The 18356-nt window shown below is 34.9% G+C and carries 14 protein-coding genes, 1 tRNA gene and 1 pseudogene; 11 read left to right on the top strand and 5 right to left on the bottom strand.

What is annotated here, in order from left to right; genetic code table 11:
• Positions 1-3: 3 nt before the first annotated feature.
• The 3 genes from radC to sfsA are packed head-to-tail and all read right to left on the bottom strand — an operon-like array spanning position 4 to position 2355.
• Complete coding sequence (gene radC, locus ACFIMS_RS02965; protein WP_375613419.1) at positions 4-798, bottom strand: DNA repair protein RadC; 795 nt, start codon at positions 796-798, stop codon at positions 4-6.
• 17 nt (positions 799-815) lie between these two features.
• Positions 816-1646 carry a type I methionyl aminopeptidase gene (gene map, locus ACFIMS_RS02960; RefSeq protein ID WP_375611923.1) on the bottom strand — a complete coding sequence of 277 codons (831 nt, stop codon included), beginning with the start codon at positions 1644-1646 and terminating at the stop codon, positions 816-818.
• Positions 1639-2355 (bottom strand): DNA/RNA nuclease SfsA, encoded by a 717-nt coding sequence (sfsA, locus tag ACFIMS_RS02955; protein WP_375668370.1) that lies wholly within the window; start codon positions 2353-2355, stop codon positions 1639-1641. Before sfsA ends, map begins: the two co-directional genes overlap by 8 nt.
• 303 nt (positions 2356-2658) lie before the next feature.
• On the opposite strand from sfsA, the pseudogene ACFIMS_RS02950 reads away from it, so the two are divergent.
• The 4 genes and pseudogenes from ACFIMS_RS02950 to ttcA all read left to right on the top strand — a co-directional run bounded on the left by ACFIMS_RS02950 (position 2659) and on the right by ttcA (position 6247).
• Positions 2659-3496, top strand: a pseudogene (locus tag ACFIMS_RS02950) (RNA methyltransferase).
• The gene (gene murI / locus ACFIMS_RS02945) at positions 3489-4316 is read left to right on the top strand and encodes a glutamate racemase (RefSeq protein WP_375611921.1); all 828 of its coding nucleotides are present in this window, start codon (positions 3489-3491) and stop codon (positions 4314-4316) included. The pseudogene ACFIMS_RS02950 and the gene murI overlap by 8 nt, the downstream one beginning before the upstream one ends.
• 170 nt (positions 4317-4486) lie before the next feature.
• Entirely contained in the window at positions 4487-5104 is a 618-nt protein-coding gene (rpsD, locus tag ACFIMS_RS02940; RefSeq protein WP_273722651.1) for a 30S ribosomal protein S4, read from the top strand.
• A gap of 267 nt (positions 5105-5371) precedes the next feature.
• Positions 5372-6247 (top strand): tRNA 2-thiocytidine(32) synthetase TtcA, encoded by an 876-nt coding sequence (gene ttcA, locus ACFIMS_RS02935; protein WP_375634106.1) that lies wholly within the window; start codon positions 5372-5374, stop codon positions 6245-6247.
• A 532-nt stretch (positions 6248-6779) separates the two neighbouring features.
• On the opposite strand, the gene rimO is transcribed toward ttcA, so the two are convergent.
• Positions 6780-8093 (bottom strand): 30S ribosomal protein S12 methylthiotransferase RimO, encoded by a 1314-nt coding sequence (gene rimO / locus ACFIMS_RS02930; protein WP_375629851.1) that lies wholly within the window; start codon positions 8091-8093, stop codon positions 6780-6782.
• Positions 8094-8553: 460 nt separating this feature from the next.
• Complete coding sequence (gene lexA, locus ACFIMS_RS02925) at positions 8554-9258, bottom strand: transcriptional repressor LexA (RefSeq protein WP_375621262.1); 705 nt, start codon at positions 9256-9258, stop codon at positions 8554-8556.
• Positions 9259-10477: 1219 nt separating this feature from the next.
• On the opposite strand from lexA, the gene ACFIMS_RS02920 reads away from it, so the two are divergent.
• From ACFIMS_RS02920 to ACFIMS_RS02890, 7 genes are all read left to right on the top strand, one after another.
• Positions 10478-10553 (top strand) — tRNA-Lys (locus ACFIMS_RS02920).
• Positions 10554-11091: 538 nt separating this feature from the next.
• Positions 11092-11991 (top strand): septal ring lytic transglycosylase RlpA family protein, encoded by a 900-nt coding sequence (locus ACFIMS_RS02915; RefSeq protein WP_375629847.1) that lies wholly within the window; start codon positions 11092-11094, stop codon positions 11989-11991.
• A gap of 1089 nt (positions 11992-13080) precedes the next feature.
• Positions 13081-14244: a D-alanyl-D-alanine carboxypeptidase family protein gene (locus tag ACFIMS_RS02910; protein WP_375628125.1), complete on the top strand. Its 1164-nt coding sequence runs from the start codon at positions 13081-13083 to the stop codon at positions 14242-14244.
• A 28-nt stretch (positions 14245-14272) separates the two neighbouring features.
• Positions 14273-14917, top strand: coding sequence for a dTMP kinase (gene tmk, locus ACFIMS_RS02905; protein ID WP_375628124.1), 645 nt, complete (start codon positions 14273-14275; stop codon positions 14915-14917).
• Entirely contained in the window at positions 14914-15957 is a 1044-nt protein-coding gene (locus ACFIMS_RS02900; RefSeq protein WP_375621258.1) for a DNA polymerase III subunit delta', read from the top strand. The genes tmk and ACFIMS_RS02900 overlap by 4 nt, the downstream gene beginning before the upstream one ends.
• A 76-nt stretch (positions 15958-16033) precedes the next feature.
• Entirely contained in the window at positions 16034-17593 is a 1560-nt protein-coding gene (gene metG / locus ACFIMS_RS02895; RefSeq protein ID WP_375638404.1) for a methionine--tRNA ligase, read from the top strand.
• The gene (locus ACFIMS_RS02890; RefSeq protein ID WP_375638403.1) at positions 17583-18356 is read left to right on the top strand and encodes a TatD family hydrolase; all 774 of its coding nucleotides are present in this window, start codon (positions 17583-17585) and stop codon (positions 18354-18356) included. Before metG ends, ACFIMS_RS02890 begins: the two co-directional genes overlap by 11 nt.

The following is an 18356-nucleotide window of genomic DNA, read 5'->3' as shown; positions in this document are numbered from 1 at the left end:
GATTTATATAAGTTTTAACGCTTTAAAACTCGTATGGTTATTTCGTGCAATAATAAGATGGTCATGGATAATAATGCCTAATGCATTTGCTGCATCTTTTAATCTATATGTCATTGTTATATCTGCATTAGAGGGGGTGGAATCGCCAGAAGGGTGATTGTGGACTAAGATAAGTCCTGATGCGGATAACTCTAAAGCTCGAGAAATAACTTCACGAGGATAAACAGGGGTATGATCAATGGTTCCAGTTTGTTGCACCTCATCAGCAAGTAAGCCGTTTTTCTTATCAAGAAACAAAATACGAAACTGTTCACGTGTTTCGTGAGCCATAACAGCTTTACAATACGCTAACACTTTATCCCATGATGAAAAAATATCGCGCTTAAACAATTGCGCACGAGCAAGACGTCCAGCAACATCTGAAATAATTTTTAAATCAACTGCAGTGGCGGGACCACATCCTGGAATTTCTTGAAGTCGGTGAATATCCGCTCCCAACACATCAGCTAATGAACCAAAACGCGCTATCAAATTTTTAGCTATGGGTTTTGTGTTTGCACGGGGTATTGTGCGAAAAAGCAATAATTCAAGATATTCATAATCTTCAATTGCATTTCCTTTTGACTTTAAATAGCGCTTCCGAAGACGTTCACGATGGCCTTGATAATGTTTATGAAGCTGTGCGTTTTTCTGAGGCTCTTCACTTTTTCTTTCTGATACTGGGGTGAGTGGAGAACTCGATGTTAATGCAAAGTGATTACTTTGAGTATCTTCCTTTTGATTTAATTTTTTAGCCATAACATCTCTACATTGCGTTAGGTATGGGAATTTGGAATATAAAAAATATTTTTAGGAGATTGTGTAAATATTTCATACCCTTCATTTGTAACACCAATTGTATGTTCATATTGTGCTGTCAGAGAGCGGTCACGGGTAACAGCAGTCCAACCGTCAGATAAAATCTTAACTTGTGGTTTACCAAGGTTAATCATAGGCTCAATTGTAAACATCATACCTTGTTTTAATTCAACTCCTTCTCCAGGATTTCCATAATGGAGAATATTGGGAGCATCATGAAAAAGCTGGCCGATACCATGTCCGCAAAAATCTCTCACAATTGAACAGCGTTCAGATTCTGCATACTGTTGAATGGCTGCCCCAATATCACCTGTCGTTGCTCCAGGCTTAACGACAGCGATTCCTTGCATAAGACTTTCATAGGTTATTTTTAGCAAGCGTTCTGCGGCACGCCTAATTTTTCCAACAGGATACATTCGGCTTGAATCCCCATGCCAACCATCAAGGATAAAGGTTACATCAACATTTACAATATCACCTTCTTGCAAAGGTCTTTTATTGGGAATGCCATGGCAGACAACGTGATTGATAGATGTACAGCATGAATGGCTGTATCCATGATAATTTAGATCAGCAGGAAGTGCTCCTCGCTTAGCTCCAAAAATAAATACAAAATCATCTATTTCTTGCGTAGTAACGCCCGGCTTAATAATATCTGTAAGCGCATCAAGGCATTCTGCAGCAATACGACCAACTTCACGCATTTTAGCAAAAGCATAATCATCGAAAATGCGGATTTTTCCATTAAATTTTAAAGGGATTTTATTATATTCGATATACTCAGTCATTGTTTCTTCTATTTTCTATTTTTACTCTCTGAATCGGAAAAATGCCTTCTACACTTACATGACACTTTACAGCATAACATTCTACTCCTGATTTTAATGCTAAATCAAACTTACGTCCATAGAGTGGATCAAGATCATGACAAATTGTAAAAGCTGAGCAATCTTCTCGTTGAATAATATAAAGCATAGCAGCTCGTTTTCCTTGTTGTACAACTTCTATGAGCTCATCAAGGTGACGTGCACCACGTTTTGTTTCGCTATCAGGAAATTCTGCTAATCCTTTCTGACGAATAAAATGAACATTTTTGACTTCTAGGTAACAATCAGGAAGAATGTCATCACGTAAAAGAAAGTCAATTCGTGATTGTGTCCCATAGCGTTGTTCTTTTAAAATTGTTTTATATCCATTTAATTCTGGTAGTAATCCGTTTTGAATTGCTTCTAACGCAAGTTTATTGGGTAAAGACGTATTAATGCCAACCAAAGTATTATCGGCTTCAATAATTTCTAATTGATAGGCATATTTTCGTTTGATGTTGTTATGATAAGAAAGCCAAATATTGGTGTTGAAAGCTGTTAATCCAAGCATTGATCCTGTATTAGGTACAGACACGGTGAGGACATGCTGATCATCTTGTTGAACATCCGCAAGGAAACGTTTATAACGACGGATAAGCTTTGCAGGAAAAAGTTTGGGCATAAAGTGCATATCCCTTTTTTAGGATTTATGATTTCATAATTCAACTGAGATTATGATTTATAGGGGCTGTTCCCTATTTAAAAAGATAAAATTGATGTAAAAAACGCTACGATATCTTATATAAATTGTTATAAATTCCATCGTTCACTTTAATGGCTTTTAAAATTTATTATTAGGTTTAGAAACTATTATCTTTGAATGAAAAGATAGATTATCTATAAGTTATTATTAAACAGCATTAGAGTATTGTGAAAAAGGTTTCGTAAAAAATAGTGGAGAGGGAGATAGTTTAAGTGAAACTAGGTAAAATTGATGGCAGGAACGAATAGGAATCGTGAAAATTTAACAAATGGTCCCATTATTATTTTAGTTGAACCGCAGCTTCCTGAAAACATTGGTATGGTCGCAAGGGCAATGGCAAATTTTGGGCTTTCTAAGCTTCGATTAGTCAATCCTCGAGAGATGTTTCCAAATGAAAAAGCTAGAGCTGCTGCGAGTAAAGCTGATCATGTCATTAATAATGCTGTGATTTTTAACACATTGCGTGATTCAATTGCAGATTTACACTATGTTTTTGCCACAACAGCACGTGAAAGATGTGGATTTAAAACTGTAAAAAGTGCTGTCGAAGCAGCAAGCGTATTACGTCAGCGTGAAAGTATCGGACATAAGACTGGGATTGTCTTTGGAAGAGAGAGATGGGGACTAGAAAATGATGAAATCAGCCTTGTTGATGAAATTATTACTTTTCCAGTTAATCCTGCTTTTGCGTCACTTAATATTGCGCAAGCGGTTCTTTTAATGTCTTACGAATGGATGAAAGCTGGTTTAGAGAATGTCAGCGATACGGCATTTCGTGCAGCAGAGATGGAACCTGCAAATAAAACAATATTCCATGGTTTTTTATCTCAGTTAGAAGAGGCTTTGAATATCCGTGGGTATTTTAGACCACCAGAACGTAAAGAAGTAATGCTTGCAAATTTGCGCTCTGTTTTTACGCGCGCTAACTTTAGTGAACCTGAGGTTCGTTTATTGCGAGGCATTATATCTTCTTTGGATCATTTTTCGCCACAATATCCACGGGGGAGTAGAGCACCGGAAGAGCGTGATCGTAAAAAAATTAAAAATAAGTGTGAAAACTAATGGATGAACGACCTGTTCTTTTTTTTGATAGCGGTATTGGTGGTTTAACAGTGTTCAGGGAAGCGCGTATTCTTATCCCCGACATGCAATTTATCTATGTTGCTGATGATGCAGGATTTCCTTATGGAAATTGGAAAGAAAATATTTTGAAAGAGCGTATTTTGAAGATTTTTACAAATCTTTTAACACGTTACAATCCAGCTTTATGTGTGATTGCTTGCAACACTGTTTCTACACTGATGATAGCAGATTTACGACAGAATTTTCCTCATGTCCCTTTTGTAGGAACGGTTCCTGCAATTAAATCAGCTGCTGAACAAACAAAATCTGGTTTTATTTCCGTATTAGCGACTCCTGGAACAGTTAAACGTGCTTATACAAATGAATTAATTAACTCTTTTGCTGGACAGTGTCATGTTCAGCTTGTGGGAAGTAAAAAGCTGGCTGGACTTGCTGAAGATTATTTACGGGGAAAATCTATCGATTCAGAAGAGTTAAGAAAAGAAATCTTGCCATGTTTTGTGGAAAAAAATGGACAATATACGGATGTTATTGTTTTAGCCTGCACACATTATCCTTTTTTGATTAATTTCTTTCGTGAACATGCTTTATGGTCCGTTGAGTGGATTGATCCGGCGAAAGCGATCGCCAAACATATCAGATCTTTATTACCATTGTCGGGAAAGATACACCATCAATATATAAAGAAATATCAAGATTTTGCGTTGTTGACATCAAAAAATATCACTTCTTTAACGGAGAATTTGTTTAAAGGATTTGGCTTAAAACTCATGAAAGGAGTTGACTTTGGGTTACGAGACCAATAATGATGATCTAGCTATTTTTTCAAGAAAATAGCATTAATTGACGTGTCCCGTGGATAACTTTGCATATTGATATGTTAAGGTATTCTGTCAGTCTTTAGTATTTAAAGGCAGAGGAGGGCGCGTTTCCTTGGGGTCTTAAGATCTCGTGTTTTATTTTATAAGGAAATGCGATGAGTAAACGCGAAACAACAAAGTATAAAATTGACCGTCGTATGGGAGAAAATATTTGGGGGCGTCCAAAATCTCCTGTCAATCGTCGTGATTATGGTCCAGGTCAGCATGGACAGCGTCGTAAAGGAAAACTTTCTGACTATGGGGTGCAGTTGCGCGCTAAACAGAAATTGAAAGGGTTTTATGGAGATATTTCAGAAAAACAATTTCATAAAACCTATGAAGAAGCTGCCCGTCGACGGGGCGATACTGGTGAAAATCTTATCGGTCTGTTAGAATCACGTTTGGATGCTGTTGTTTATCGTGCAAAATTCGTACCTACGATTTTTGCTTCTCGCCAATTTATCAATCACGGTCATGTTAATGTCAATGGGCGGCGCACAAACATTCAATCTTATCGTTGTAAACCAGGTGATGTTATTGAGGTTCGGGAAAAATCGAAACAACTTGTTTTAGTGTTAGAATCAGTGCAATTGGCAGAACGTGATGTCCCTGATTATATTGAAGCAGATCATAAACAGATGAAAGCAACCTTTACACGTATTCCTGCTTTTGCAGATGTTCCTTATGCTGTGCAAATGGAACCTAATCTGGTTGTTGAATTTTATTCTCGATAATTTTTCTGTAAGAGAAATTGTTTCTCTCTTCTATTATGATAACTTCAAAATATTGTGTTATTCTTACAATATTTGAAGTTAATAAGTTCTTTTTGTAAATGGTTCTATATTAAGTTTATTGCTATGTTTTATAGTCATAAATTTGTATAGTTCCATTTCTTTTTTGTGTATCTAATTTATAAATTCAAAAAACATAGATGTAAGCTTGCTTTAATATTTGTTTTTATCTTTGCAAAACGAGCCGTTTATTGTGCAGGATATGGTATTATGAATGATGTTTCAGTTGAATATCAGGCAATAGAAGAAAACAAAGGGAGAGATGATCCTTTAATAAGCGAAGCAGATAATTGTCATCCAATGTTTCGTGTTGCTCCTTCAAGCGTAGAATTTAATAAATTGCGCAAACGACTTTTACGTCATATGCGACAAGCTTTGGATGATTTTTCTATGCTCTCTACAGGGAAAAAATGGCTTGTTGCTTTATCGGGTGGAAAAGACTCTTATGGTTTATTAGCGCTTCTTTTAGACTTAAAGTGGCGAGGTCTTTTATCCGTTGAAATTCTAGCCTGTAATCTTGATCAAGGGCAACCAGGATTTCCTAAGCATATTCTTCCAGACTTTTTAAGTTCTTATAAAATTCCATATCGTATTGAATATCAGGATACTTATTCCATTGTTACAGATAAATTGGCAGAGTCGCAGACATATTGTTCACTTTGTTCTCGATTACGACGTGGTAATCTCTATCGTATTGCACGTGAAGAGGGATGTTCTGCATTAGTTTTAGGTCATCATCGTGATGATGTTTTAGAAACATTTTTTATGAATTTGTTTCACGGTGGCCGATTAGCTGCCATGCCTGGAAAACTTAAAAATGATGAAGGAGATCTTTTTGTATTACGTCCTCTTGTTTATGCTGCTGAGGAAGATATGGAAAAATTTTCTCAAGAAATGCAATTTCCAATTATTCCTTGTAATCTTTGCGGTAGTCAAGATGGATTACAACGTAATGCAATGAAAGAAATGCTGAAAAATATAGAAAGACAAATGCCAGGACGTAAAGATACGATGATTCGCGCTTTAACAAATGTACGCCCAAGTCATTTGCTTGATAAGAAATTCTTTGATTTTAAAACGTGTTAATAAAAATTAGATATTTTAAAAATAAGTTTAAAGAGTTTAAGATAAGAGACTTATTTATAATGATAATTTATTTTTTTCATTTAAATATCGTCAGATTGTTTTGTTTCAAATTCTCTTATATTGCAACCATAAAAAACATCCGTTTGCATATCACAAAGGAAGTTCTTGTGTGCATAAAACACTCTTGAAAAAAGTTTCCTTTCACTAACCAATGACTGTCGTAATATGAAAAATGGGAAAATAGTACGGTTGTCGATTTGCTCTTTTGTTAATTAAAAATGGTGAGCCTTGTGGATTTTATTCTTTTGCGCCGCCGTCACCGCCATTTAAAGCTCATTTTAAGGCATTAAATTAAGAGAATATATAACTGCTTGGTATTTTGGGAGTGTATAGCAAACATTCAGAGTAAGGATTGCTCATAAATTCTCATGAAGTAAGTCACATGATCGGTTCTTGTTATGAAAAGTCGCTTTTTTATAAACTAATGCTGATAGAAATCTTCATCATTGAGGACAGGGAAGGAGTTAAATTTTTAAACGGCTATACCATAAAGGTCATAGGCATCCGATTGTTCGATTTTAACGGTGACAAATTCACCAACACGCAGTGGGCGTCGTGATGATATATGGACAACACCATCTATTTCTGGAGCATCGTACTGACTACGTCCTTTGGCAACTTTTCCTTGACTTTCATCGATAAGCACTCGGAGTCTTTTTCCAATTTTTTTCTTTAAAAGATGTGTAGAAATTTGTTGTTGTTTTGCCATAAAACGATGCCAGCGGTTTTCTTTCACCTCTTCAGGAATATTTTCTAATCCCAAATCATTTGCGGCAGCTCCTTTTACTTCTTCATATTTAAAGCACCCCGCGCGTTCAATTTTTGCTTCTTCTAGCCATTCTAGAAGTATATTAAAATCTTCATTCGTTTCACCAGGAAAACCAACGATAAATGTTGATCGCAAAGTAAGATCTGGACATATTTTCCGCCATTTTTCAATTCTACGGTTTGTTTTTTCCATAAGTGCGGGACGCTTCATGTGACGCAAAACAGTTGGTGATGCATGCTGAAAAGGTATATCCAGATAAGGAAGAATTTTTTTTGCAGCCATAAGTTCGATAACTTCATCAACATGGGGATAAGGATAAACGTAATGCATACGTACCCAAATACCCATATCGCCTAGTTCGCGACAAAGATCAAAGAATTTAGTTTTGATTGTACGATCTTTCCAAGAATTTTCGAGATATTTAAGATCAACACCATAAGCACTCGTATCCTGTGAAATAACCAAAAGTTCTTTTACACCCGCTTGCACGAGTTTTTCAGCTTCACGAAGAACATCGCTGATGGGACGTGAAGTGAGATCACCACGCAGTGTAGGGATGATACAAAAACTACACCGATTAGAGCATCCTTCAGAAATCTTTAAGTAGGCGTAATGGCGAGGTGTTAAACGAATACCTTGGGGAGGAACTAAATCAAGAAAAGGATCATGAACAGGAGGAATTGCTGTATGAACAGCTTCTATAACGCTTTCATAAGCTTGCGGTTTTGTAATAGCCAATACATTAGGATATGTTTGGCGAATAGCATCAGGATCAGCACCAAGACACCCTGTTACAATAACTTTTCCATTTTTTTTAAGAGCTTCATCAATATTGGCTAACGATTCTCTCCTTGCCGAGTCAAGAAAACCACAGGTATTCACAATAACGACATCAGCTCCTTGATGTTGACGTGAAATCTCATACCCTTCAGAGCGAAGGCGTGTAATAATTCGCTCAGAATCTACGAGTGCTTTTGGGCATCCGAGGGAGACAAAACTAATACGAGGTGCTACCATGATGATCCTACAATTACTATGAATGATTGAGTTACGCTTTTATTAATTTAAAAATAATGTTCTTTGTTTTTATACCTATGCAATACAATCTGTTACAAAGTTATTTGATTTTTTTCTACAAAATTTTATGTGTTTATATGCATGCATACAATTTTGTCTTATTATATCGTAAAATTCCGTTATTGAGGATGATGATATAAGAAAGCTTCCTTCAAAGCATTTAAGTTCTTTTCAAAGTACGTGGTGAATATTTTAAAACTTACTTGTCAAGCCTTGCATTAAGTGAAGAACATGGAGGGAAGGGAAAATTAAACCCGCTCGATAAGGATCTGGATTGTTTATAAACCGAATTGGGGGCATCCTTTGGCTGTGGAGAAGAAGTCAATTGCGTGTGGCACAATAAAAAAATACTCAACAGCTTCTTACTGCGATATCTATCGCGTACTATAAGGTTTATTTTTTAATATTTGCGAATAAGTCCGGTAAGTTTTCCTTGTATTTCTATACGCTCGGATTCGTATGTCCGTACTTCATAATGAGGATTTGCGGCTTCTAATGCAATAGAAGCTCCTTTGCGTCGATAACGTTTTAATGTGGCTTCTTTTTTATCAATAAACGCAACAATAATTTCACCAGTTATTGCTGTATTTTGACGTTTCACAATGATCGTATCTTTATCAAGGATACCAGCCTCCATCATAGAATCATCTTTAACTTCTAATGCGTAGTGCTCACCTGTATTAACCATATCAAGTGGAAGAGAAAGGCTGTTTATTTGTTGCAGTATAGCAGAGGCGGGTACGCTCGCAGAAATACGTCCCATAATAGGAATGGTGATATTTTTTTTTTCTTCTTCATCAAAGGGACTCAAGCTTTTTGATATTTCCCTTTTCTTTCTTTCTATCATACTGGGAGAAATTTTACGTGCTAAAGAAAGGTTAAATGTTATTTTCTCAGGAAGTCGAATCACCTCCACAGCACGAGCACGATTGGGCAAGCGACGTATAAAACCTCGTTGTTCTAAGGCTATAATGAGCTTATGAATACCAGACTTTGAAGAAAGTTCTAATGCATTTTTCATTTCTTCAAAAGAAGGAGGAACACCAGTTTCTTTTATATGGTTATGAATAAACAAGAGTAGCTCATACTGTTTACATGTTAGCATTCAATATTCCAATCAAAATAATAAAAATTAGTAAAGTAAAAATACATGTATATATAACACTTTTACAATTTTTATCGCCAAATCAAAATTATTTTCTTTGTTTTTGATCTTATCGTTTAATAAAGCAATATTTTTATTTATAGATATATTTAAATTATTATTTATATAGCTATATAGCTACATTAATATTAAATAATGTATAAAATACTTTATAGTTCTGACTGAATTATATAACACCAAATTTTATGACCAGTATTATCCTTTTCTTCTAAAAATATATCTACATGTTTTGTAATTTCTGATATAAAAAAGTTAAATAGAAGGCATTCTATATATTTAGAACTCTCTATGGGTATTTAAAATCATTTTACATACTGCATATTATTTCTGCTTTTTTATTCTTAGTAAAATTATCTACAGCTCTAATAGTGAGCACAATTTATAGTCATTCGGGATATTTTCAATGAGACTAAATTTTGCTTCATATCTACTTTATTCTATAGGATAAATTGGCTTTCGTTATATATTCATTATACATGAATAAAAATCATACTCTCAAAGCCATTGTTGCTCATTGTCCCATTTTCAAGTCTAACGTGTCAACCGCTATATACTATTTTCATGAACCCTAATGTTGCGATAATTTTTGATTGTTGAAAGGAGGCATAAAAGGTATTTTCATTTCTTTTTTATAGTTTTATTCTCTCGCTTATATCGGTCAAGAAAATGCTTTTTATTGTTTCAATATAAAAAAGATTTGAAATGAGAAAAACTTACAGTATTTGAGAATTTTCACTCAAGTAAAAAATAATAAATTATTATAAATCAATATATTATCTTATAAAGCTGTATTCATATTTGAAAATTAAACACTAAAATATAAAGATATAAAAATAATATTATAATAAAAAGTATTTTTTCTTCTCTACCCATTATGCTCAACAACCCATGTGAGGGGAAGGGGGTATTGCTCATAATTTTAACGCTTCGAATCTATGCAATATTTTGCAGTGAAATTTTTCCTTTATTGAAACTTCAAAAAGAAGATTAAAGAGTACTTATACAATGATGAAGTAAAGGGGCGAAAACGGAAAATTATTGATAACTGAAGAAAATAATAATATTTTTTCCAAAAGGTGTTGACCAAATGGAAAGTCAACCGTATGTTCCCTTCACTTTCTGCAAACTAGATAGTATGCAAACTAGATAGCTTGTGTGAGAGCGCGTAGCTCAGTTGGTAGAGCAACTGACTTTTAATCAGTAGGTCCAGGGTTCGAATCCCTGCGCGCTCACCAAATTTAAGTAATATCAATAGGCTATAAAAAATTTAAGAATCTTTTTTGTTTTGATTCTTTTTGAAGTTTTTATCGATTCTATAGTCTGTCATTTTCTATCAGCTGTTTTGGAATAGAGCGGTGCTATGCTGTCTCCATTTTCAACAAACTTACGGATAGGGTTGTACCTGCGTTGGCAGCACATGCGGTTTCTAATTTTCTCAATCCATAGGTGGTTTTTTAATACCCACTGCATTACATGATTCGCAAAACAGTTGCTAAAATCACCACTTATTCACACTTATATTATGAAATGAATTTTCTATAAGATGTTGATTTATTTAACTTTTAATCTTTTTAACATCTACTATAGTACATTTATTTTGTATGAAAACCATAAAAAGGTTAACAATACGTTAATTTCTTGATAAAAGGGGCCAATTCAAGAGTGGTATATACGCGAGGGGAATCATTTAAAAACGTAAATTCTTCCGTTGCGTACAAAAAGCGTGACGTGGTTTTTACAGTAGTACTTAACAGAAATAAGTGGACTGAATAGATGCCTTCAAATAGAAAAAAGAAATTTACTTTTATGATTAAACCAACACTTCAATTGTTTTCTATGATCGTCATTTCTCAGTCACTGGTATCTTGTTGCGCAAGCCAAACTATGAATTTTTCAATAAAAGATTCCTATCATAATAAACCAATTAACGTAAACACTTCTGTACTACCTCAACAAGTATCCAATAAGAAGAATCAATCGGAAGAAAAAAAGCGTGGACGAGCGATTGTTGGTAAACCTTATCAAATAAAAGGAAAGTGGTATTATCCTCAAAGTGATCCAACTTATAAACGTGTTGGCGAAGCATCATGGTATGGTTCAGATTTTCATGGACGTTTAACTGCCAACGGTGAAATTTATGACATGAATCTTTTGACTGCTGCTCATCCTACAATGCCTTTACCTAGCTATGCTCGTGTTACTAATTTGAAAAATGGGTCTTCAATCGTTGTTAGAGTGAATGATCGCGGACCTTTTATGAAAGACAGAATCATTGATTTATCAAGGCAAGCTGCGGCAATATTGGGGTATGTAGATAGGGGGGTTGCAGATGTTAAAGTAGAATATATTGCTGAAGCACCTGTTGGCTATTATGATGCTGCATATTTAATGTCCTCTTATACTCCTGGAAATGCTGCCCCATATTCATTAGCGTCGGAAAATGTTGCGAAAAAAAGAGAAACTGTTTTGTTAAAAGAGCAGCGCAATACAAGGAACAAAAAAGAATTAGCTAAAGCAGCTGCTGTTGAACAAGAACAACGTAATAAAACTGTTGCAGTTAAATTGCCAGAAATTGGTCCTATCATGGTTGATAAGCCGATACCATTCGATCAAGTTGCTTCTATAAATAAGCTAAACAAAAAAACAAAGGTTAATTGGCTACAACTGTTTTAAGAAAAAATGCATTGATTTTTTATCTATATAATTTTCTAGTAAAAAAGGTAAGAAATTACGGATTTAGTGTAGGATTTTTATCTTAAAGCGCTTTGTCCTTTTCAAAAAGCGTGGTTGGGTTCTATTATTATAAATTCAGTACGGCCTTTCCACTCCATTGCTGGTCTATTCGTCGTTTTATGATATTGCTTGCTTAATAAAGCGTGTACTTTTCTTGCTGTAATAGCTTTTGCTAGACGAAGGTAAATTATTGTGTCAGTCTGTTTGTGTAATCTCTAAAACAACTTGTACTCTCGATTTGAGAGGAATAAAAAGCTTAACAAGTAAAAAAATATTTTCTTTTGATTCGGCCTTGCATCTTTCTAAAGTATCTACGGTAATATCTTATGAAAAGATTATGCATTATCTCATGCTTTTGTTTATCATGTTCTTTAATGGAGTAAGTTCCCTCACGAAAAACAGAGCATCTCAAACAAAATACACTTACATTGCCAATTCATGGACTTATTTAAAAGAGACATACTTTAACACGCTACAAGCCTATTTTGCGACAGCGCCTGTGAATGGTATAACTGTTAACGCCTTTAGACATCAGCATCTTTACTCTTATGAAGATATAAATCGACACCATCATACACTTTGCAAGCCCCCAATGTTTTGTGCGATAATTCTTAACACTTGAAAGGTTTATAAGAAGTATTTTTACTCTCTTTTTTAATAATTTTTATCCATATACGAACCCTACTTATGACCCGTAAGTAAGCGATTTTTAATGAATTCAATATGAGAAGAGGGGATGAGAGAATCTTACAGTATTTTGAGTTAGCTTCAATTTTAAAATGATAATTTATCATAACAAATCAAAATACTATCAATAAAAATAGGAAAAAATCTTTTGTCTCTCATACATTTAAAATGTTAAATTGAACCTACATGGAAGATAAAAAACGTGTCATATTATTTTTTCTAAAGCTAAATGAAAATAAAATCTTTTTATGAGTTGTAAATAATTCCTCAATTTTCAGAAATCAAAAAGTTTTTTCCTATATAAGATTCTTTATGTTGATCTTTGGGATGGGAGGAGCAGCTATGTATACAGCATTAAGGATCTTATTGATATTATGGGGAGTATTGGCATTTGATACGTGGGGGAGAGCACAAGATTTTCAAACTCCCGCATCACAACTGTTATTACTCGATGATGATACAGAGACAATACTTTATGAAAAACAAAGTGATATTCCTTTTTTTCCTGCTTCATTAGTAAAATTGATGACAGCAGAAGTTGTATTTCATCAATTAAAAAAAGGATTATTAAAAAGTACGCAGAAATTCAAGGTCAGTGAAAATGCTTGGCGCAAAGGTGGAGCACCTTCCGGTACAACCACTATGTTTGCAAAGATAAAGACAGAAATCAGTGTTTCTGATCTTTTACGTGGTTTAATTATTGTGAATGGAAATGATGCTGCTATTATTCTTGCTGAAGGAATATCAGGACATGAAGATCATTTTGTAAAACTGATGAATCAGCGCGCAAAAATAATCGGATTATCTCAGAGTCATTTTGTTAATGCTACAGGGCTACCCGAAGAGGGACAATTTGTAACTGTACGTGATATGATTATATTAGCACGTCATATTGTTCAGGAATATCCGGATTATTATGCACTTTATTGTGAGCCTCATTTTACATGGAATAATATTTTTCAACGTAATAAAAACCCTCTTATTTCTAAGGAAATTGGTGTAGAAGGATTTGGTTTTGGCTACAGTGAAAAAGAAGGTTTTTCAATGGTTGCCACCATTTCTAAAAATCATCGACGTCTTTTTTTAGCAATCAATGGTTTGCAAGATGGTAAAAAATATACAAAAGAAATAGAACGCATTCTTCAATGGGGGATGACGGCATTTGATCTCAAAACAATTTTCACAAAAGAAGAAACGGTTGGTCGTGCTTCTGTTTACGGTGGTAAGAAAAATTTTGTTCCACTCATTGTTAAAACACCAATAAGTTTTATGCTTTCGAATGAAAAAAAAGTAAATGTTAAAGCAAAAATTAAATATCATGGTCCATTGAAAGCCCCCATCGTTTCTGGGCAATCAGTTGGTGTTATTCAAATTTTAGAAGATAAAAAGATTCTTCTGGAAAAACCAGTTTTTGCCGGAATGAATATTCAGGAAGGAAGTTTCTTTGCAAAAGTAAAAAATGCATTCTATGAAATAACAATTGGATGGTTACGGAAATATTTGTAGTTACGCGCTAATAAGGTTAAGGTCATACGTGTCAGGTTATTTTATTACATTCGAAGGAGGGGAGGGGGTAGGAAAAACGGTGCAGATTTCTTTACTTGCTGAGTTTCTCTCTCACCAAGGTTATGATGTTGTTACAACACGAGAACCAGGAGGAACGCCAGGAGCAGAAGCAATCCGGCATATTTTGTTGTCGGGGCAGGCGCAACAGTATGGACCGTTGATTGAAGCTGTTTTGTTTACAGCTGCACGCGCTGACCATTTTCATGAAGTTATTGCACCTTCTTTGCAAAAAGGTAAAATCGTTTTATGTGACCGCTTTATTGATTCTACACGCGTTTATCAAGGACTCAATAATAGAGTCAGTTCTTCTCTTCTTTCTGTTTTAGAGTGTATTGCGCTCAATGGTATTTTGCCTCATTTAACATTTTTATTAGATATGCCAGCAATGTGTGGTATGAAGCGTGCAAATTTACGAAGAAAAAAAACAGAAGAAATTGATTATTTTGAAAAAGATCAGTTGGAAATTCAAGAACAAAGACGTCAGGCTTTTCTTCAATTGGCCAAACAAGAACCCCATAGATTTCGAGTCATTGATGCCACTGGCTCAGTGGAAGCTATTGCTCATCAAATAAAAAATATTTGTCATCAGGTATTGTTGGATCAGCTTTCATGAGTAATTTAAATACCTTACGCCAATATGATGATATTGATACAATTTTATCACCATCCCAGAACAATGTTATCTTTGGTCATGAGGATGTGCGTCATTTTTTGACACAAATGCTTAAAGAAGAGCGTTTGCATCATGCATTATTATTTGAAGGAGAATACGGGATTGGAAAGGCTACATTAGCCTTTCATCTTGCTTGGAACATTTTAAGTTTTCAACAGAGTTCTTTCTTCAAACCCGATCCTTATTCTACCCCATGGCGCCAAATTACACAAGGAAGTCACCCTGGTCTTTTGTATATTTCACGTCGATTTGATGTGAAAACGCAAAAGTTTAAAACAGGAATACTCGTTGATGATATCCGTGATATTATGCATTTTTTAAGTCGAACATCGCAAGATAATGGATGGCGTATTGTTATTATTGATTCTGCAGATGATATGAATAGAAATGCAGCAAATGCAATTCTCAAAATACTTGAAGAACCACCTACAAAAACGTTATTTGTTATTATCGCACATTCTTCAGGAAAATTGCTTCCAACAATCCATTCACGGTGTCAAAAAATTTCTTTTCGTCCGTTGAATAACGATGAAATGAAAAAAGTTATTATACATATTTTCGCCGATCAGGATTTACCTGATGAAAAAACAATTGAAATGATTATTAAAAAATCTAAAGGAAGTCCTCGAAAAGCCGCTTTACTTATTTGCCATGGCGGTCTTGAAATTATTAAAACAATTGATGCTCTCCTAGAGAAACCTGTTTGTAACGCAACAATTGTACATACTCTTGCACAAACATTTTCATCTGCTTCTTCTACATTCCAATTTCAACAATTTTGTGATGAAATTCTTAATAAAATTCAAAAAAAAGCTATCATGCTCGTTGAAAAGGGAGACTTATTTCTCTCAAAAAAATATGCGGAAAAATGGCAGGAGATTCATCAAGAAATAGAGGAAATACAACTGTTTAATCTCGATAAAAAGCAGTTTGTTATTAACTTACTTTTTAAAGTTCATAAGATCATTCATGAGAATTAGTTTTTCCGTGACAATGCGATGAACAAGCGTTATGTCATTATATCTTCTATTTATAGCGTTTTACAACGAGTATGACATGCGTGACACATATTACATAACAACTCCCATTTTTTATCCTAATGCTGCTCCACATATTGGACATGCTTATAGTGCCATTACAAGCGATGTTTTAGCCCGCTTTCAACGGTTAAACGGAAAAAATGTATTTTTTCTTTCTGGTACAGATGAGCATGGTCTCAAGATGCAACAAACCGCAGCTGCATTAGGCATGACACCTCAGCAACTTGCAGATCGTAATAGTGCGGTGTTTCAAAAAATGCTTGCAGTATTAAATTGTTCTAATGATGATTTTATCCGTACGACAGAAGAACGCCATTATCAAGCTTGTCAAGAAATTTGGAAAAAGATGGAAGCAAATGGCGATATTTATCTCGGTCGTTATACGGGGTGGTATTCGGTTCGCCAAGAAGCGTATTATGAAGAGAAAGATACAGAAGTTGGAGCAGACAACATCCGTCGCGAGAAGGAATTAGGCTCTCCAGTTGAATGGAATGAAGAAGAAAGTTATTTTTTTAGACTTTCTGGTTATGAAAAGGCTCTTCTTGAATATTATGAAAAATATCCTGATTTTATTTTGCCACTTGAGCGGCGTAATGAAATTATAAGTTTTATCAAATCGGGATTAAAAGATATCTCTATTTCACGCACAAGTTTTAACTGGGGAATTGCTGTTCCTGAGAATCCAAAGCACGTGATGTATGTCTGGGTTGATGCGCTTACAAATTATCTATCAGCAATAGGTTTTTTCAATGAAAATTCAAAAAAACGTGATTTTTGGCCTGCAAATACGCATATTATTGGTAAGGATATTATTCGTTTTCATGCAGTCTATTGGCCGGCATTTTTAATGTCTGCTGGAATTGAATTGCCTAAAAATATTTTTGCACATGGTTTTTTACTTAATCGTGGTGCAAAAATGTCAAAATCTATTGGAAATGTCGTTGATCCTTTTGAAATGGTTGATCATTATGGTCTTGATCAGGTCCGTTATTTTCTTCTCCGTGAAGTGCCATTCGGACAAGATGGTAGTTATAGTCATGAAAGCCTTGTGAACCGTATTAATGCTGATCTTGCTAACGATCTTGGTAATTTAGCACAGCGCTGTTTGTCTATGATTGCCAAAAATTGTAATGCACAAGTCCCGAAACCAGCTTTATTTTTAGCTCAAGATAAACAGCTTTTAGAACAATCTCTTCAAGTACTTGAAACTGTACACCAAGCTATGTCTTCTTATAGTATGCATTTAGCACTTTCAGCTATTTTTTCAATTGTAGCAGATGCCAATCGCTATTTTGCCAACGAACAACCTTGGAGTTTACGTAAAAACGATCGAGAACGATTTTCTACAGTTCTTTATATAACTGTAGAAATCTTGCGGAGAATAGGAATTATGCTTTTGCCTTTCATACCCCAATCAGCAACGAAACTTCTTGATAGCCTTGCGGTTGCTGAAGATGATCGGTTATTGTATCATATAAGTCATTCAAAAATTCAAGAAGGGCTTGATCTTCCACCACCAGAACCAATTTTTCCTCGTTATATCTTGAAGAAAGAAGACACTCATCATGTTGATTGATACACATTGTCATCTTGATTTTGAAGACTTTTCACAAGATTTGGATAATGTTATCCAACGGGCTTTAGATGCTGACGTTAAACGTATGATAACAATTTCAACCCATGTTCATAAGTTAGATAAACTGTTAGCCATTGCGCAAAGCTATGATCAAGTCTTTTGTTCCGTTGGAACACACCCCAATCACGCGCATGAAGAACAAAATATTACAGCGGAAGAGCTTATACAGCTCTCGAATCATCCTAAAATTGTTGCGTTTGGGGAAGGGGGCCTTGATTATCATTATGATTACTCTACACCAGAAGAGCAAAAGAAAGTTTTTCAAGAACATATCATTGCTTCTCGAGAAACACAGATTCCTCTTGTTATACATTCACGCAATGCCGATATCGATATGGAGAAAATATTACGTGAACAGATAAAAGAAGGAGCTTTTCCCTTTATCCTTCATTGTTATTCGTCTGGAATGCAACTTGCTCGTGCTGGAATTGAACTTGGTGGTTATATTTCTTTTTCGGGTATTCTTACTTTTAAAAACGCACTTGAAATCCGTGAAATAGCAAAAATTGTGCCCCATGAGCATTTGTTAGTGGAAACAGATGCTCCATTTTTAGCACCTAGTCCCCATCGGGGCAAAACAAATGAACCATCTTTTGTATGTTATACAGCAGCTGTTTTGGCTGAAACAATTGGCTTAAGCATTGAAGAAACAGCTCAAATAACAACGCGTAATGCTTTTCGTTTATTTAGCAAAATGAAATAA

Origin of the sequence: Bartonella sp. AP331QHHD (assembly GCF_042195905.1) — a bacterium.
Classification (GTDB): domain Bacteria; phylum Pseudomonadota; class Alphaproteobacteria; order Rhizobiales; family Rhizobiaceae; genus Bartonella.
This window is presented reverse-complemented; position numbering and strand designations above follow the sequence as displayed.

Excerpts from the sequence above, each read along its gene's own strand:
- murI (WP_375611921.1), top strand. The coding sequence starts at position 3,489 with ATGGATGAACGACCTGTTCTTTTTTTTGATAGCGGTATTGGTGGTTTA.
- rpsD (WP_273722651.1), top strand. The coding sequence starts at position 4,487 with ATGAGTAAACGCGAAACAACAAAGTATAAAATTGACCGTCGTATGGGA.
- radC (WP_375613419.1), bottom strand. The coding sequence starts at position 798 with ATGGCTAAAAAATTAAATCAAAAGGAAGATACTCAAAGTAATCACTTT.
- lexA (WP_375621262.1), bottom strand. The coding sequence starts at position 9,258 with ATGCTAACATGTAAACAGTATGAGCTACTCTTGTTTATTCATAACCAT.
- map (WP_375611923.1), bottom strand. The coding sequence starts at position 1,646 with ATGACTGAGTATATCGAATATAATAAAATCCCTTTAAAATTTAATGGA.
- ACFIMS_RS02890 (WP_375638403.1), top strand. The coding sequence starts at position 17,583 with ATGTTGATTGATACACATTGTCATCTTGATTTTGAAGACTTTTCACAA.
- ACFIMS_RS02900 (WP_375621258.1), top strand. The coding sequence starts at position 14,914 with ATGAGTAATTTAAATACCTTACGCCAATATGATGATATTGATACAATT.
- rimO (WP_375629851.1), bottom strand. The coding sequence starts at position 8,093 with ATGGTAGCACCTCGTATTAGTTTTGTCTCCCTCGGATGCCCAAAAGCA.
- metG (WP_375638404.1), top strand. The coding sequence starts at position 16,034 with ATGCGTGACACATATTACATAACAACTCCCATTTTTTATCCTAATGCT.
- sfsA (WP_375668370.1), bottom strand. The coding sequence starts at position 2,355 with ATGCACTTTATGCCCAAACTTTTTCCTGCAAAGCTTATCCGTCGTTAT.
- ttcA (WP_375634106.1), top strand. The coding sequence starts at position 5,372 with ATGAATGATGTTTCAGTTGAATATCAGGCAATAGAAGAAAACAAAGGG.
- ACFIMS_RS02915 (WP_375629847.1), top strand. The coding sequence starts at position 11,092 with ATGCCTTCAAATAGAAAAAAGAAATTTACTTTTATGATTAAACCAACA.
- ACFIMS_RS02910 (WP_375628125.1), top strand. The coding sequence starts at position 13,081 with ATGTATACAGCATTAAGGATCTTATTGATATTATGGGGAGTATTGGCA.